Consider the following 17,294-nt stretch of genomic DNA (forward strand, 5'->3'; position numbering starts at 1 on the left):
ATCAAAAGGCGTAATAAAGTTATTACAAGAGACGCATCAACATCTGTTATTAATTCAGTTAACTTTGATACTCCCAGGTAGTCAAACTTTCGAACAAAAAATGACCAACTTTCTGCAAATGGCGGCCGAACGACAACAACACGTGAGCCATCCATCATTTCATTAACAATATACCCCCGAACCGCAGATAATTGCCCAGGCTTTCCATAACGATAGATGTTTCGACATATTTTTTGAAGCTCTCCTTCTGACGAGAAGGAGAGAAAACTTAGATGAATCATAAGCCCACGAAAGAATACCCAAATGCTATTCTTAAAATTTGTGTTTCCATCCGTAGCATCTCTCATCATCCCGTCAACCTTTTCTGATAAAGAACCCGATACCCCGCCAGAGACTCCATCAATATTCATGTCCCTTAGTTCATCCACAGGTCCATGCCCCTTATAATTCTGATATAATCTCTGAGCAATGATTTCTAACTTATCCGTAAAACTAAGACGAATACCCGCAATATCAAATATTCTATGTATCTGGTCTTGTGTGATCTCGTATGGAGTATCCTCTCTCTGTTTTGGATTCCACAAATTATAGTCCGTTAATAATTTATAAAATGCCTCTGCTCCATATTCAGTCTTATAGTAATATAATAAAATTTCAAATTTGTCTTGGCAGCTTAAAGCTATTACATCGTGAAAAGGAATTACAAAATTAATGTTCTCAGGGGCTATCTTGTTGGCACTTTGTAACCACTCTTTGATTTGCTCCTTCACAAAACGTTTTGCAACAGCAGATCCTACGTTGCATTCGTGTAACGCTTTACGAAGATATATTTTCTGATGTTTCAGTTTTTGTAATTCCTGTCTCGTTAGATGTTTAGAGGGAAACTCTTCATTGACATTATCATAAAAATACTGCTTTAATTTATCCTGAAGGTTTGACAACTGATAAGGGTTGTCCTCCACCCTCTTTTCTTCCTTACTCCTTCCATCATAACAAATGAATAGTATAAAGATGATAAGAAGTACTAGTAATACACCAAATAATAAAAGATTAAAGAACACTAGAAGCTCCTCCTAATGCAGTCCGATTATGGTATTCATCCGGTATCTTTAACTGTTTTTCTTCAGATAAGCGATATAAAAGGGAAGCAAATCCTTTCACTTGATCAATAAATTCAAAATTACTATCCTCTTTATCACAGTGGATGTTTTGATAGAAAAAATCTTTTATTTTTGCTAAAGACATCGCATCACGAAATTCAACATTATAAGGGATAACCATGGTATTTTGATAGTTTAATGATTTATAACGTTTGAAAAGATTCTTTAGATTTAGCTCTGAGCGCTTATCATAATTACCAATTAAGAATAGAGTCTTCTTTCGATCATAAGTATAGTTCTGAAAAAAGTCATTCAGTATTCTAATATTTTGACTTAAACAAACAACAACATAATCCGCCTCATCCCATAGTTTCTCCATAAATGGATTCATTCCTGTACATGCATCAATAAACACATCTTCATAACACTGTTGTGCAAGATTTAGTATCGTATGATAGGCCTCCTGTAATCCTTGTTCATATACTTCTCGATGTTTTGCATTTGTACCAGGTAGAAAATCAATACATTCTTCTGTTACGGATAAGCAGCAATCCATAAGCAACTGCCTCGTATTCATTCCAGATAATATACCTTGAATCAATTGGTCAATTCCAACTCGATAATCACAAACTAACTCACGTTTTTTTCTTTCTAACAGCCAAGCCTCAAGTTGATTTAAGTCAAAATGCGTTTGCAATAATATGCTTTTTTTCTGATAAAGTAAATCGTTCATCATCGCTACTGCTATCATATTGGCACTTGTTCCTGCCTGTCCACGCGTATTACTCCAAAATAAAACTTTCATAACTAAATCCCCTTTCCTGCCACCTCAAAGGCCTTCTTTATCTCCTTTTTTTCTAACTCCGGTACTAAAAAATAAAGAATTTCTAGTATCCCCCTCCGAAGTTTAGAAGATAATTTATTAAATCGGACCATATGATTATATTGATTTTCAATCTGATATCTCCTATCCTTCTTCCGGTATGGAACAAGGATTATCTTTGTTTGTTTTTCCTTCTTTCTTAATTGCCGAAGAACATATTTTGGCTTAATCTTACAATTTATAATATTTCGCAACAATATGATGTCAGGTTGCCTTATTTCAGAAATAATTTTTAAATACTCTACGGAGTCCTTCTGCAAATCGGATAAAAATAGCATCGATTTGCAATGAGAAACCCATGTTTCATCATATTCTCGCTCTACCCTTAGAAAAATATCATCATATTCCTCTTTTAATTTTTCAAAACAACTGCTATCAAAGGAAGAAAGCTTGTATCCAAACAAATAGTCTATTTCTCTATGTTGTTCTATACTTTTCTTAACGTCTTCATATTTATATTGATCAGTTGCATATCCATCCTCCAAAAAACACGGAATCGTTTCACGTCTCATTTCATCAAGTATTAAGACACGTCTTTTTTGTTGCTTCAGAGTTATCGCCAAATATAGCATAATATCAGATGTTTCATTTCCAACAAAAGCTATCATGGAATCTCCTCCCACCCAGTTTCCTCAGTCCCTTCATATGAATTCGCATCTACGTTTGGATTTGTATTGATATCCTCTTTTCTTTCCTCTCCTAATCCCTTTTCCATTGGCCAATCAATTTCACGTATTTCTTGGGTAATAAAATAATGAAGGCGGTTCTCTAACTCTTTCCGCAACCTTTCTTTTAAGGTTAGTTTGGCAGTTCCTATAATTTCAGGATATTGTTTGATCATATCTAGAGTTTCTAGTCTTGGAATATAAGTAACGGCTGAGGCTTCTTGCAATTGTGGTTCTAGATATTTTACAGTATAAAAGCTTGAACCGCTGTACAGATAAGCATCCACTATAGCAGCTGAAAAATTTAGAATTTCCTCTTCCTTTAACCAAAGATAACATGTTTCTTCCCCTTGCTTTTGCCTTTCAAGTGATGATAAGTTATGAACACTTTTTTTCGATAATACAACATAATCTTCCCCGTTAGGATATCGAAGTCTAATGTCTACATAATCATTTTGCATCAAATTATCACTTAAGCTTACCACCTCACAAGCAACTTCTCTAAGTTCATCCGAAAATGCTCCTTTGGAACACATCGTTCTTAATATTGGCACATCAACCTCAATTGGAATAATTGCCATAGTTCCTAATTGCCCCTCTGTTATGTAATATTCTGTCGGCATGTTGCACTCTAGGTATACCTTTTTAAGGTTATCATCACTCAAAATCTCACCGGGATTGATATTATTCTTTGCAAGGTAGACATATTTTTTACGTTCCTCTATCCTCTTATCAGAGTCTATTTTTTGCTTTTCTAAGTAAAGAAAAATACTGCCTGCACCAATTACCATCGAAACAATAGCAATGAAACAAGAAAATAAAACAAATTTCACTCTTCTCATTCTCTCAAAACGCGTAACAATTTGCTTTCGCTTCATTCCTATTACCTCCAATCGTACACATTTTTAATTGAGCACCTTGTAAAATTAGCCTCGTTGTTCTCTTAAGCTCCTTCATAAAGGTATAATTTACATGGTTCACATCGCAATCATAATTACTATAAATAAAATTAATTGCACTACCTTCCTGTATGGCAGTCTCAAATGGAACGGAATGAGGAAGAATTGCTAATTGTTCGGGTAAAATCTGATACTCGTTCATAATACGTGGAATAGAGATAGAAGATTGTTCACGATAATCACACATTAAAAAGAGCGATTTGTTTAGAATTGAAGAATAAGATTTCATGATATCTTCAATTAATAATTCATTTTGAGGTAGATTTAAAACTACAAAGTCTGCTTCATCTAAAATTATTTTAGAACTTAAGGTTTGATTTTTTGTATCGATGAAAAGAAAAGGATAAGAAGTTTCAAGAATTTTTAGCATTGGTAACATATTACAAGAAAATTCATAGTCAAACAAATCATGGCTAAATGCATTCTGAGGCATATAGTAGAGACTATCTTCAATCACTTCTACTGTCATGATTCCCTCTCGTCTTTTGTTGGTCATTGTAGCGAAATGCCTTACCAAATTATCAAGCATACCATGTTCTAAGTAATGAACACATCCTTGCTTTATGATATTGGTGCTATTTTCATAAAAATAGCATTCTGCAATTGTGCTTTCGTTCCAATGATTTTCTAATGTCAATATACGCAGTTTTTCACTAAGGACTGCTGCTATGCTTATTGCAGCCATACTACTTGTAGCGCCGCATGAGCCTTCTGTACTAAAAAAGGCAACTTTCACATAAAACTCCTCCTATTAATTATTTCACGTTCACTGTATGACCCCCCATATGTGATATTCTTATTATAATCAATATGTAATATATTGTAAATCTTTATTTCATTGTGTATTTTCACAGAGTTTTTTATCGTTTTTTGTCATTATAAACAATATCTTTGTATATTATAAAGTTTTCCTGGCTAATTACTCATTTGGGGAAGTTTCTCTTAACGTCATGAGGCACTAATTTCTTATTTTTCACTGAAGTATTTCTTATTTCTACTAGTTTGGTGGACAATATATTTGATAATATATATTTTTTTTTCAATTTCTAACATTCTTCCTTGTACTATTGGTAAATTTTGTTGAAGCAATTCATATAATGTAGTAAGAATAAGAAAGGAGCACTCATATATGTCTAGACCTTGTTGTGGTGGTAGACCTCCATTTGGTCCTTGGTTTGGCCCTGGTCCTTGGTTTGGTCCTGGTCCATGGTTTGGCCCTGGCCCTTGGAGAGGTCCTTGGCGTGGTCCTTGGCGTGGTCCTTGGCGTTAATTCGTTTTATTAAAAGCACTTAGAGATATCATGTAGCAATATTTTGTGGAGTAACCAATCATTCACTGTAAAGAGTTTCGCTTTACTGAGAAGATTTTGATTACTCCACTTTTTATGATCTAATTTATCAATCAATCTTTGTACATTCTAAATCTTTCTTACTAAAGAGGATATACGTAATCCGCGTACAGTACTTTCATAACCTCATTGCCACTACGACGCAGGCACAAAGATCCGTGTGAAAGAAAATTTATAATTTCTTTCATACTTCTTACTTGCTATATTAAAAAACCTATGATACGCTAACCACAGTTAGTGTGTTCCCGCTTCGTTAGGCACACTAAAGAAAAAAGCGTGCTGTGCTAGAATAGAGGTTAAAATGCGTTTCACAATCTATATGTTGCGGACTGTTTCCGTCCTTTCCGTTCTTTATTTTTTAATTGTATTGTTTTATTCCGGTCCGAAAACATCGTTTCTATGGTTTTGGATAGCGCTAGCCCTCAGTCTTTTTAGTGCCTCCTTTGTTCTTACTTACCTTTTGAAACATCCAAGTACCTTTAATAACTCCTTACGAATCGTTATACAATATGGTGTGTGGATTGGTCTATCGATATTTTTATTAACAGAGGGATTTTTAGTAGCAAAAAGTCTTCAAACCCCCGTTCCTAATGCGGATTACGTTATAATCTTAGGTGCTCAAGTTAGAGGTAAAACCCCTTCTCTTACATTAAATGCCCGTATTAATACTGCTGCCGACTATTTAATAAAAAATCCAAACTCAAAAGCAATTTGTTCTGGAGGACAAGGTGAGGGAGAAGATATCACGGAAGCTTATGCCATAAAGCAGGGGCTCATGGCACGAGGAGTAAAAGAAGAAAGAATACTACTGGAGGAACATTCCACCAATACCGTAGAAAATCTAACTTTTAGCCAATCATTTATTGATGATCCTAAGAGTAGTGTTGTTGTTATCACAAGCAACTTTCATATCTACCGCGCTTCACGAATTGCAATGAAACTTGGTTATAAAAATCTATCCCTTTCTTCTGCTCATGAACTTTTACTTACTACTCCCCAGTACTATGTGCGTGAATTTTTTGCATTGGTAAAGGACTGGATATGTAACAATATTTAGAGAGTTAATAACATACCTTTACACTTTTTGTAACTGAAAAGGAGCTTTTGCTAAATGGCTGACGTACAATCAGCTATCAGCAAGGGCTCCTTTTTTAATGGATCTAAGTATCTCCACCATCTTAACTTTCTTGTACTATTTCCCTTGAATTAGGTATATTTCTTTCCTCTAACATCCTAATATTTGCTGTGATTTTACCCAATATTATGCAGATTTCTATGCAAATCGCATATTTTATATCCTATTATTTACATCTCTTCAATAACTTACATTTGATTTTGTAAAAGATTTACGTTAGCCTAAAAGCAGTTTCCACGATAACTTAATTTTTAAGAAAGGAGTTTCGTTTGGAATACATTATTACATTTCTAGAAGGAATTATTACATTTTTGTCGCCTTGCCTTCTGCCTATGCTACCGCTGTATTTAACATATATCGCAGGCAGACCTTCGGAGCGAACAAAGCATGGTACATTGTATGCAGCACTTGGTTTTATATCCGGATTTTCATTAACCTTTATAAGCTTAGGTGTCTTTGCAGGAACATTAGGGCGTTTCATTATACGCTATGGACAGATCATTAATATCGTATCTGGCTCCATCATCATATTCTTTGGTCTTAGTTACCTTGGAGTATTTCGGATTAAGCTCTTTAACGGAGCTCTAAAACTAAATTCCGAGCATCAATCACATGGTTTTTTTCCTTCTGTCTTACTCGGTATTATCTTTTCTGTAGGATGGACACCATGCGTTGGTACTTTCTTAGGCTCCGCACTCGTAATGGCTGCTCAGTCGGGAAGTGCTTTAAAAGGGTTCTTTATGTTAAGCGCCTATACCTTAGGTCTGGGTATCCCCTTCCTTTTCAGTGCCCTATTGATAAATCAGTTAAAATCAACGTTTGACTTTATTAAGAGGCACTATAAGGTAATTAATATGATTGCAGGTATCCTACTAATCGTCATTGGACTTCTTATGATTACTGGAACCTATGGAAGATTACTCGCGTTACTAAGTATTCGATAGCTTTTTTTCATTGCTGGGAAAGGATAACATATGAATAAGAAAAAGACTTATATAATCGCCGGTGTATTTACCGCATTATTATTAATATCTGCATTACTTTACAAACAACTTGCCAAAGGTTATGAGAATGAAGAAGCCTTCACACCTCAGTCTGAATCAGAGCTTGCAAGTGAAGAATCGGATGTTCCATTTACTACGGGGGAGAACGAGGATTCCACAACGAAAGCAATTGACCCAACTGTTTTACCAAATAATAATTCGGTAGAAAAGGCATCCGAGGCAGTTATTGATAAATCAAACGATAAATCAAAATCGAACATTACAGAAAAATCAAATAATAATTCTACAAATATACCTGAAAAAGCAGCAACAGATAAAGTAGCTAATAATGTACCTACTAAGGCTCCAGTAAAACAAGGTAATGCAGTACAACCAACGAAAGCTCCTCAGGCAACGAATTCACCTGTACCAACGAATACTCCTGTTCCAACTAGTACTCCTATTCCAACGATACCAGTCAATAAAAACACAGCTACTAACTTTACCGTATACGATAGTAACGGAAATGCTGTATCGTTGAGTGATTACTTTGGTAAACCAATTGTTGTGAATTTCTGGGCTAGCTGGTGTGGACCATGTAAAAGTGAAATGCCAGGCTTTGATAGCATGTACCAACAATACAAAGGAAGTGTTACTTTCTTAATGGTAGACATGGTAGATGGTAATCGTGAAACAAAAGAAACTGGACAAAGCTTTATAGCAAAAAATGGATTTAGTTTTCCAGTATTTTATGATACAAAACAAAGCGCATCTTACGCTTATAGCATAACTTCCTATCCTACTACTTTATTTATAAATGCAGATGGAAGTATTGCAACGATTAAAAAAGGTGCTATGAGTGAATCTACTTTAGAAAATGAAATTAATAAAATCCTAAATTAATGGAATAATTTGTATCTGATTAAAAGTAAAAGCATAACAACCATGCTTATAATAAATAGTTTAAGTAAACTATAAAATTAGTGGTTAGAATAGGCAATTAAAGTATTAAATTTCGTACTGAACTTACCTATTCTAACCACTTTTTTGTTACCTTCATACATAATCTTACCTAAGAATGTAAATACTACCGTTATCATGAAATGATAGCAATACTTTGTAACGCAATCATGTTTTATTAGAGTTAGTATAGTGAGTTGCTTGCAATTTACTGTAAATATTGTGCGGCCCGAAGTATTCTTGCTAAGGAAAGGCGTGGTTATTCATATGAGCCAGGTAATTAATTCTACTACAATAAAAGAAATGTTTAAAAAAAGTACTGATATTTTAGTACGCCCGATTCATATAAAAAGTGATTATGATCTTACTCTTACCATATTCTGCGTTGATGGATTGACAAGTAGTCATTTAATTGACCTTACTATTCTTAAGCCTTTGGCAATAGAGGAAGGCGCAAAGCAATGCCCTACTCAAGCAGCTCTTTTCGAGTTTTTCTATAATAATGGCGGTACTTATCATGCTTTCGCCTCGGAAACCTCAGATATGGATTCACTGTTGACTTGTGTCATGAGCGGTATGGTTGGATTAATCTTTGATGATTTGCAAAAAGCTATTTTATTTGACGTTCGAGCCTTCGATAAACGTTCCATTTCCGAACCAGCGGAAGAAGGCGTTATGAAGGGAGCAAAAGATTCCTTTATCGAAGCATTACGAACTAACACAGCTTTAATACGAAGGCGTATAAGATCTCCTTATCTAGTTATCGAGCAAATGTATGTCGGAAGTCAATCAAAAACTGATGTAGCTTTAGTTTATCTTAATGATATCTGTGATTTAACTCTTGTAGATAAAATCAGGACGCAATTACAATCCATTGATATTGATAATATTGCTGCATCATCTTTTATCGAGGAATATCTAGTTCCACCGAAGCAAACCTTGATGCCACAAATTATGTATACTCAACGTCCGGATCGATGTTGTTCTAATCTCACCGATGGAAGAATTGCAATTGTGGTGGATGGTATTCCTTTTGTATATGTTTTGCCATGTCAATTTCCTATGTTATTACAATCACCAGAAGATTATTCGACAAACTTTATAGCAAGTTCTGCCTTCCGATTATTGCGGTATGTTACGGTATTAGTCTCACTACTATTGCCTGCATTTTATATTGCAATTACTACCTTTCATAATCAACTGCTACCAGTCCAGATGATACTTTCTATACAGGAGGCAAAAGCAAAAGTACCATTTTCCTCATGGATTGAAGTTTTAGGATTATTATTCTCCTTCGAGATTTTAATTGAAGCAGGTCTTCGTTTACCAAAGCCCGTTGGTCAAGCGATGTCTATTGTTGGTGGCTTAGTCGTTGGACAGGCTGCTGTTTCTGCAAATATTATATCTCCTGTAGTTGTAATCATTGTTGCACTTACTGGTATTGCAGGGTTTACGGTACCAAATCAGGACCTCGCCATAGCACTGCGTATATCCCGATTTGTTCTGGGCATCCTAGCTGCATTTGCTGGATTTTTCGGTGTAATAATTGGTATCATCTTCATCTGTCTACATTTGTGTAGCCTAGATAGTTTTGGGGTCGCATATTTAACTCCATTTGTAGATAACTATGAAAATGTACTCCAAGATACATTTCTCCGATATCCAATAAAAGACTTTAAGTTACGCCCCAATAATATTGCGAAAAAAAATCGCCGGAAACAAAAAATACAGTAAGGAGGCGCCTCCCGTAATTATGGGAACTATTGCTATATGAATAAATCAAATTACCGCACCTATCATCATCTTAAAATACTAGGTTTTTTCGCTATTCTGCTACTATTATATTTATGCTACATCAATATGAATCGCCAAGAAATTAGCAACGTGGATTTGGTTCGAATCATTGCTATTGATAAGTCTTCCACGAACTATACTGTCACTGCGATCTATAGCGATGCCGCTGGTTCTGGCGATAGCACGATATCACTCTCCGAAACCGGTAGTGGTAGCACCATCTATGCAGCTTTTGAGGACTTAAAATTAAAAAATCGAAATCCGATAACTATTGCACACACAAACTATTATTTGGTTAGTGATACTGTTTGCAAGGATGGGCTGCTTAAGGGACTTGATTATATTGTTCGAGAGCATACCACTAAGACGAATGCTTCCGTTTATCTTCTCCCCCTCCCTAATATTCATGATTATATCTTAGGAGGTTTAGAAGAGAAAAGGGACATGATATCGGAACTACAAGCTCTCGATATGAAGCAAAAGCAGTTACTAAAAAAGACAGACAACACATTGCTTGATGTTTTAAATGCTCTATCCGATAATAAAAGAAATCTACTATTACCTTATCTAACAGAAGATACCCAATCTCTTTATATTACAGGCTATGCAGTTTTTAAAGGGGATTCCCTATATCAATACTTAAGTACCTCCATGTCCTCTTTACTAGATTTAGCTAGAAATCGAGTTCGTTCCTATCCAATCTACCTTTCTTATCATCAAGCGGATCAGATGAAGGGTTTAGAAGAAAACGATAGTCTACAAGCATTCACAAACCAAGTGAATTCTACGATTGCATTAGAAATTACCAACTACAAATGTAATATTGATGTCACGAATCAAGGAAATGAAATTATTACTGACATAAAGCTTGAATTTGATACCGATATAAAAGAGGCTACCAACCAACCTTCCCTTTACGAGACGGAGGAAATAAGAGAATTAACTGCTAGACAAAATCAATATATGCAAAGTCAATTTGCTGCCCTGACAGGCTATATGAAGACTCATAATGTAGACCTGTTCGAAATACAGAATCGTATCAACCAAAGGTACAAAGAGCAAGGAATAACGGAAGAAGATATCCCAGATTTTCAAATCGAGACGGTGAGATTTCGATATACCGCAGATTCACAATTAGGTAAAAATTATATGATAGAAACAGGTGCATCTTATGGAAAATAAAGTAACTCTCAGGCAAATCACATACACTTTTCTTTTGTTATCTATTACTCCGATTTTTTCTAGATTGCCGAGCTTACTAGCTCCATCTGGGGATTCTACCGGGTATGTTGCGGTATTGTATTATGGCGTAATTGGTTGTGTCTTTGCTTGGCTTATGTATCAAGTGTTATATGTTTATCGAGGATACTCATTTTTAGAGGTTCTAAGCGATTTAGTTGGAGTAGTAATTGCTAAGTTTATTCTTCTTGTCTATGCAGTTTGGAGTCTCTTAGTAATCTTATTTAAGATTGGTTCCTATTCCACTCTATTACAAACCACACTACTTCCGACCATATCCGCAGATATTTTACTTGGGTTTTTATTTTTACTTTGTGTATACGCTTTCTCAAAAGGAAGTAAAACAATACTACGTTTTTCTGAATTTTTATTCCTACCAGCAGTGATTTTCCTAGGAATCTTATTTCTATTTGCGGTACCTAGTTTTCATACAGAATATCTAAAAACGATTAGCATTAGCTCCTTAACCGATAATCTGAGAAGAATTCCTAGCATCGCATCAATTGGTGGAAATTTAATGTTATTACTTTTCTTTCTAGGTAATATTGAACGAGGACCAGAGTTACCACATAATATTAAAGCCAATAATGCCCATGATACTAGGTACAAACAAAAAAGACATAAAACCTTTCAATCAAGATTATACCGATGCATCTTACTTTTTACTTTACTATGCTTTGCCTCCATTCTATTATCACTTTGTATCAACGGGCCAAAACTAACAGAAAACTTCACCTATCCTATTTATCAATCGGTCAAGGGAGTCTCCATCCTAAGTACGTTTGAAAGATTTGACGCTTTTATAACTTTAATCTGCATTGTATCTGACTTCACAGCAGTTTGTGTCTTTGCACTTATTAGTGTTACTTGCTTTAGCTTTGTGTTTGAGAAAAAGGAGCAAGAACAACCAAATGAAGATTCTAATGCACCACTTGATATTGTTTCTCCATCAAGAAAAACTACACTTTTATTAGGCCTTGGTGCCCCATTGGTACTAGTTTGCTGTTGTTATATTTATTTACGAAAGATCACCCAATACGAACTCGATGAATTTTTTTTATCCTATATGATGCCTATTAATTTGATTTTTCAATATGTTTTACCTACCTTACTGGGAATTGTTTGTTTTATCAAGCGTATTACCAGAAGTAAGAAAAGTGAAGAGAATTTCAAGTGAAGATGAGGGATAAAAAACATGGAGTAGAAAAGGGTTTATGCTTAGAAAGTTAAAGGATTAATTAGATAAAAAAGTTATATGATTAATAGAAAAGTTATATTGTCAATAGAATAAGATATAGGGATAATAGAATAAGATATAGGGATAATAGAAATAAATTTACTTTTAGATAGAAAGTAAATTATGAATGATTATAAAAAATAGAAAAAGAGGCTGTTCAACTTGGTAACCAGGTGGACAGCCTCTCTATTTTAAACGTTTGTATAAGTTATATCTTTATATAGAATTATTTCCCTATACTCAACTACTTAACAAACTCCATGCGCAATCATCGCAGTTGCGACCTTCTCAAAGCCAGCGATGTTGGCTCCAACAACATAGTTTCCTCCGAAGCCATAACGTTTCGATGCATCATCCATGTTATGGAAAATATTTATCATAATACTCTTTAATTTAGCATCTACTTCTTCAAAGCTCCAGCTAAGTCTTTCAGAATTCTGGCTCATCTCGAGTGCTGAGGTAGCAACACCACCTGCATTTGCTGCTTTACCTGGAGCAAATAATACGCCATTTTCCTGCAAATACTCGGTAGCCTCTAATGTAGTAGGCATATTAGCTCCTTCTGCAACTGCTTTGCATCCATTTGCAACAAGTGCTTTTGCATCCTCTAACAATAATTCATTTTGTGTTGCGCAAGGAAGTGCAATATCACATTTTACAGTCCATACTCCTCTACCTTCATGGTATTCGCTGTTTGGTCTGTAGTTCTTGTACTCAGTTAAACGAGCACGCTTCACTTCTTTGATTTCTTTAATTGCTTCTAAGTCAATTCCGTCCGGATCATAAACCCAACCTGTAGAATCACTTAATGTAACTACCTTAGCACCTAGCTGCTGCGCTTTTTGTGTAGCATAAATTGCAACATTACCAGAACCAGAAATGCAAATAGTTTTTTCAGCAATATCGATACCATTACACTTAAGCATCTCATCTGTTAAATATAATAAACCATATCCTGTCGCTTCTGTACGAACTAAGGAACCACCATAAGCTAGACCTTTTCCTGTTAATACACCTTCATACATACCACGAATTCTCTTATATTGACCGTACATATAACCGATTTCCCTTGCTCCTGTACCGATATCACCAGCTGGAACGTCAACGTCTGCCCCGATATATTTACAAAGCTCAGTCATAAAACTTTGGCAAAATGCCATTACTTCACGGTCCGATTTGCCCTTAGGATCAAAATCAGATCCTCCCTTACCACCACCGATAGGTAAGCTAGTTAAGGAGTTTTTAAAGATTTGCTCAAACCCTAAGAATTTAATAATACCAATGTTTACAGATGGGTGTAAACGTAAGCCACCTTTGTAAGGTCCTATAGAATTGTTAAACTGAACACGATATCCGACATTAACCTGTACCTGACCTTTGTCATCAACCCAAGGTACTCTAAACTTAAATTGTCTATCAGGCTCAATTAAACGTTCTAAAAGTGCCTCTTTTCTAAACAAATCCTCATTCGCATCCACTACTGGTCTTAAGGAGTTAAGAACCTCCTTTACTGCTTGAATAAACTCTGGTTCTCCAGGGTTTTTGGCAATCGCTCTTTCGATTACTTCATCAACATATCTCATGTCTGTTCTCTCCTTTTCATTCTAATCTATAACAGCCCTCTAACATATTGTATCCAAACAACACGTTTTCTGTTATGTAATAATATAAAAGGGCAAAATAAAAATGGGTATAGTTATGAAACACAACTACCCCATTGTTTTTGCTTAGGATTTATTATATGACAAGGAATTGAGAATTGTCAATAGTTTTCTTTATTAAAGTGATAAAACTTTTAAGTAGCACTTCATTAAAGTACTAAATTTTCCCTTTTTATAACCTTTAATCATTTTACTTCTTTATTCCTCTATATCCAAATGAAGTTCTTCAAAACTTGATACTGATACTAAGTAAGAATTGCGATATCGTTTATCATTCGATACGTCTTTTCCAAACCAATCTGGTTTTATAAAATCTATTGCATCTTTTTCACTTGAGAATTCAACTTCAACAAACATAAGCCCACTTAATTTTCCATGGAACACATCAAATTCGGCGATATGCTCTTGTGAGAGCGGAATCAGATATCTCGTTTTTTCAATAACACTATAGTCTACCTTTGAAAGTAAATGCTCAAATGCCTCTTTCGTTAAAGGTAACTCGACTTCTTCGTTTATCACAGCATGTTCTTGATTATAGTTTAATTTATTTTTATACGTTAGAATGTAGTTCTCATTACTTTTACGAATCCTTACTACTGGCTGTGTGCATAGGTAACCCTGTTTGATTTCCCTTTTCTCATATTGTTCTAAGTTATCAGGAAGTTTGCTGATTTTAAATTTACGCTCAATTTCCACTTAATTTCTCCTTTTAATTTATTTGTTCAAATGAATCAAATACGTGAATACGCAATGAATTCTTCTAATTTTTATAATAAGAATACACCTTCAGGATAGTACTGAAAACTTTGGAATGTCGAAGCAAAAGTGCATACCTTCCTTAGGTTTTACAGATACTATAGAATACGTAATCCATTTTTGTAATTATTATTTCTATTATTACCCCATTATTTCTTCTATGAAATAAAATTTTAAAACATTTTTCTTTTACTATTTATATTGCCTATGAGTTGATATTAGCATCAGAGGAACAAGCAGAAAGGAGGCAAATACTTATGAAAAAGAATTTTTTTACCGACTTTATCTTATGTGGCCTTAGTGGTTGGTGTATGGAATGCTTTTGGACAGGTCTAAGCTCAATTGAACGAAAAGACAAAACCTTATCCTGCCATACTTCCATTTGGATGTTTCCAATCTATGGACTTGCTGCCTTAATTTCTCCTGTAAGCAAAGTAATTAAAAAGCGTTGTGCATTTTGTCGTGGCTCCATCTATGCGTTAGGTATTATATCAATGGAATATCTTACTGGCACCCTATTAAAGAAATTAAAAGCTTGTCCATGGGACTACAGCAAGGCCAAACTTAATTTTAAAGGAGTTATTCGTTTTGACTATCTTCCTGCTTGGTTCCTAGCTGGATTGTATTTTGAAAAACTACTAAGCCACAATTCAAAGTAATTTAAAAATTCATTCCATTCCATCCCCAATGTTGCACTTCCTGATAGGTAACATAAACCTTATCAGAAGGAATCTGTAAAACATCATGATAAATTTCGCAGATAGCAGCAGTTAAGTTATCGTATGCTGCTCTATCTGCCTTACCAAATATTTTAATCTCAACAAATGCAGTTTTTTCAAACGCCTGCCCTTTAAAATAGAGAGAGTATTCATCCTCAAACCCTACCATCAACCACGCTTCACTTTTCCCTGGAATAAGCTCAATCGCCTTACCAAGCTTTTGCTTTATTGATTCCTCTTGTTCTTTTGTTAATTTCACGCTCACTTTAGAATTAATAAATGGCATATTTATAGCTCCTTTCCTTATTCATTTATACTCTGAATTTTCTTTCTATTATATCAAATCGCTCCCTAATTATCTATAGTTTTTCTACCCACATAGTCATTCTACCCACATAGTCATTCTACCCACATAGTCTTTCTACTACATAGTCCTACTACATAGTCCTACTACATAGTCTTTCCACCATATAATCTTTCTACAACATAGTTTTTCTACAACATAGTTTTTCTACTAAATAGTCTCTCTACTCCTTATCCTATCTAAACAATATGATTCCCAATAACTTGCAAAGAACCAAGAAAAATGGTAAGCTATGTATAATTTAAAAAGATTGGAGTTATCTCAATGTTAAAAGCGATATTGTTTGACATGGATGGAGTTATTATAGATAGTGAACCTTTACATTGTAAAGCGTTCCAGAAGGCTATGAAGCAGTTTGGTCTGGATTTATCTAAAGAATATTGTTACCAATTTATAGGAAATACAGATCGCTATATGGTAGATGTACTGGTTAAAGATTTTAACCTACCTAATACTTCAGAAGAAGTAATTCGAACAAAACAAGAAGTTTTAAACCAGCTTGAGTTAGAAGAACGTTATCCTGCAGTTCCTTATGTAGTTGATTTAATTAAAAATCTTTCAAAGCATCCAATTAAATTAGCTATAGCAAGTTCCTCACCAATGGAACAGATTGAACGAACTGCAAAAGATTTAAGCCTTACTTCCTATTTTCATGAATATGTTTCCGGAATGGACTTAAAACATTCGAAACCAGCTCCGGATATCTTTTTAAAAGCTGCAAGTTTACTTGGTGTCTCACCGGATGAATGTTTGGTAATAGAGGATTCGTTTAATGGTGTTACTGCAGCCAAAGCAGCAGGAATGACTTGTGTAGGTTATTATAATGAGAATTCTGGTAATCAAGATTTAAGTGGTGCAGATATAATTATAGAGGGTTTTGATGAGATTACATTTTCATTTTTAAAAAATGTATATCTTCGATCTCATGGAGAACCTGTTACGATTGCAACAACAGCGCGTCTTATCATTCGTGAAATGAGTGTCGAGGATATCGTCTCTATGTATCATATCTATCAGCAACCAGAAGTTCGTGAATTTGTTGATGATATCGATGATTATCTCCAAGAGGAAATTGAAAAGCATAAAGCATACATCAAAAATGTTTACAATTTTTATGGATATGGATTCTGGGGTATCTTCAGTAGAGAAACAGGTGAATTAATTGGTCGCTGTGGAATTCAGAATTCTGAAATTAATGGCCGCTTTGAAATTGAACTTGGATATTTACTTAACATAGACCATTGGGGTTACGGATATGCTTTGGAATGTACAAAAAGTGTCTTAGAATATGCTTTCTATGAACTTCAAATTCCTCGCATTGTTGCTGTCATAGACAAGAAAAATTCTCGTTCTGCAAAGGTTGCAATGCATGTTGGTATGAAATTCGATGCTGAAATTTATCATAAAGGTAGAAATTGTGATTTATATGTCATAGAGAATCCAAATATAGAATAAAAAATAAAAAGTCTGTTTTAGTTTTCTAAAACAGAC

At 34.8% G+C, this 17,294-nt stretch carries 16 protein-coding genes and 1 pseudogene; 9 read left to right on the forward strand and 8 right to left on the reverse strand.

All coding sequences use genetic code 11. The features are described 5' to 3' along the window. From RTP52_RS05720 to RTP52_RS05740, 5 genes and pseudogenes are all read right to left on the reverse strand, one after another. Positions 1-1,061 (reverse strand): annotated as a pseudogene (locus RTP52_RS05720) (hypothetical protein); the annotation flags it as partial. Beyond that, entirely contained in the window at positions 1,051-1,905 is an 855-nt protein-coding gene (locus RTP52_RS05725) for a hypothetical protein (protein ID WP_312101447.1), read from the reverse strand. The gene RTP52_RS05725 and the pseudogene RTP52_RS05720, both read right to left, overlap by 11 nt. A gap of 2 nt (positions 1,906-1,907) precedes the next feature. Next, on the reverse strand, positions 1,908-2,591 hold the full coding sequence (locus RTP52_RS05730) for a hypothetical protein (RefSeq protein ID WP_312369802.1): 684 nt from the start codon (positions 2,589-2,591) through the stop codon (positions 1,908-1,910). Next, entirely contained in the window at positions 2,588-3,526 is a 939-nt protein-coding gene (locus tag RTP52_RS05735) for a hypothetical protein (RefSeq protein WP_312101452.1), read from the reverse strand. Before RTP52_RS05735 ends, RTP52_RS05730 begins: the two co-directional genes overlap by 4 nt. After that, complete coding sequence (locus RTP52_RS05740) at positions 3,495-4,343, reverse strand: hypothetical protein (protein ID WP_312369804.1); 849 nt, start codon at positions 4,341-4,343, stop codon at positions 3,495-3,497. The genes RTP52_RS05735 and RTP52_RS05740 overlap by 32 nt, the downstream gene beginning before the upstream one ends. A gap of 393 nt (positions 4,344-4,736) precedes the next feature. Between RTP52_RS05740 and RTP52_RS05745 the strand changes: the two genes are divergently transcribed. The 7 genes from RTP52_RS05745 (at position 4,737) to RTP52_RS05775 (ending at position 12,243) form a co-directional block, all read left to right on the forward strand. Beyond that, the gene (locus RTP52_RS05745) at positions 4,737-4,877 is read left to right on the forward strand and encodes a hypothetical protein (protein ID WP_312101455.1); all 141 of its coding nucleotides are present in this window, start codon (positions 4,737-4,739) and stop codon (positions 4,875-4,877) included. Between the two features lie 379 nt (positions 4,878-5,256). After that, positions 5,257-6,012 carry a YdcF family protein gene (locus tag RTP52_RS05750; protein ID WP_312369806.1) on the forward strand — a complete coding sequence of 252 codons (756 nt, stop codon included), beginning with the start codon at positions 5,257-5,259 and terminating at the stop codon, positions 6,010-6,012. Between the two features lie 347 nt (positions 6,013-6,359). Continuing rightward, positions 6,360-7,034, forward strand: coding sequence for a cytochrome c biogenesis CcdA family protein (locus RTP52_RS05755; RefSeq protein WP_312369808.1), 675 nt, complete (start codon positions 6,360-6,362; stop codon positions 7,032-7,034). Between the two features lie 30 nt (positions 7,035-7,064). After that, positions 7,065-7,976 (forward strand): TlpA family protein disulfide reductase, encoded by a 912-nt coding sequence (locus tag RTP52_RS05760; protein ID WP_312101462.1) that lies wholly within the window; start codon positions 7,065-7,067, stop codon positions 7,974-7,976. A gap of 324 nt (positions 7,977-8,300) precedes the next feature. Beyond that, positions 8,301-9,767 (forward strand): spore germination protein, encoded by a 1,467-nt coding sequence (locus RTP52_RS05765; RefSeq protein WP_312101464.1) that lies wholly within the window; start codon positions 8,301-8,303, stop codon positions 9,765-9,767. Positions 9,768-9,803: 36 nt separating this feature from the next. Then, entirely contained in the window at positions 9,804-11,009 is a 1,206-nt protein-coding gene (locus RTP52_RS05770; protein ID WP_312101466.1) for a Ger(x)C family spore germination protein, read from the forward strand. Beyond that, positions 10,999-12,243 (forward strand): GerAB/ArcD/ProY family transporter, encoded by a 1,245-nt coding sequence (locus RTP52_RS05775; protein ID WP_312369811.1) that lies wholly within the window; start codon positions 10,999-11,001, stop codon positions 12,241-12,243. The genes RTP52_RS05770 and RTP52_RS05775 overlap by 11 nt, the downstream gene beginning before the upstream one ends. Positions 12,244-12,551: 308 nt before the next feature. On the opposite strand, the gene gdhA is transcribed toward RTP52_RS05775, so the two are convergent. Both gdhA and RTP52_RS05785 read right to left on the reverse strand, forming a co-directional pair. Next, the gene (gene gdhA, locus RTP52_RS05780; RefSeq protein WP_312101470.1) at positions 12,552-13,886 is read right to left on the reverse strand and encodes an NADP-specific glutamate dehydrogenase; all 1,335 of its coding nucleotides are present in this window, start codon (positions 13,884-13,886) and stop codon (positions 12,552-12,554) included. 276 nt (positions 13,887-14,162) lie between these two features. Then, positions 14,163-14,660: a CYTH domain-containing protein gene (locus tag RTP52_RS05785; protein ID WP_312101472.1), complete on the reverse strand. Its 498-nt coding sequence runs from the start codon at positions 14,658-14,660 to the stop codon at positions 14,163-14,165. 317 nt (positions 14,661-14,977) lie between these two features. On the opposite strand from RTP52_RS05785, the gene RTP52_RS05790 reads away from it, so the two are divergent. Further along, a complete protein-coding gene (locus tag RTP52_RS05790) occupies positions 14,978-15,379 on the forward strand; it encodes a putative ABC transporter permease (protein ID WP_312101474.1) in 402 nt (133 codons plus the stop codon). Between the two features lies 1 nt (position 15,380). Here the strand turns inward: RTP52_RS05790 and RTP52_RS05795 are convergent, their stop codons facing one another. Then, positions 15,381-15,725 (reverse strand): phenylpyruvate tautomerase MIF-related protein, encoded by a 345-nt coding sequence (locus tag RTP52_RS05795; protein WP_312101477.1) that lies wholly within the window; start codon positions 15,723-15,725, stop codon positions 15,381-15,383. Between the two features lie 342 nt (positions 15,726-16,067). Here RTP52_RS05795 and RTP52_RS05800 point away from each other — a divergent pair, with 342 nt between their 5' ends. Beyond that, complete coding sequence (locus RTP52_RS05800) at positions 16,068-17,258, forward strand: GNAT family N-acetyltransferase (RefSeq protein ID WP_312101479.1); 1,191 nt, start codon at positions 16,068-16,070, stop codon at positions 17,256-17,258. Positions 17,259-17,294: the final 36 nt, after the last annotated feature.

Source organism: Lachnoclostridium sp. (assembly GCF_031997925.1).
GTDB lineage: Bacteria > Bacillota > Clostridia > Lachnospirales > Lachnospiraceae > Lachnoclostridium.